At 57.4% G+C, this 282-nt stretch carries 1 protein-coding gene; it reads left to right on the top strand.

Annotated features, from left to right (window positions below):
• Positions 1–47: 47 nt before the first annotated feature.
• On the top strand, positions 48–282 hold a 235-nt coding region (locus tag EXE45_RS18680; RefSeq protein ID WP_137695182.1), incomplete at its 3' end, for a hypothetical protein.

Genomic DNA, 282 nt, shown 5'->3' with positions numbered 1-282 from the left:
ATAAACTATTCCACGGCGAACAGATCCACGGCGCGACGGGATCGACTATGGTCCCTATCACCCGCGAGGAGATGGATCGCCGCGAGGGAGAGATGCGGGACCGCGAATGGTCCCCGCTCGCGCACATTTACGAGGAGTCGGATTCAAATCAGTCGTGGGATGCGTGGATCGATGAAACGCTACGGATCGAAGGCGAGCGGTTGCTATACGATCCGTCGTATGAAGGTAAATACGGTGAGATCGTCCGCGAAAAGGCCGCCGCCGAATTAGACTACGATCCCG

The sequence above is a fragment of the Halorubrum sp. SP9 genome, assembly GCF_005435015.1.
Classification (GTDB): Archaea; Halobacteriota; Halobacteria; order Halobacteriales; family Haloferacaceae; genus Halorubrum; species Halorubrum sodomense.
The sequence above is the reverse complement of the archived record's forward strand: the minus strand, read 5'-3'. Positions and strand labels throughout refer to the sequence as shown.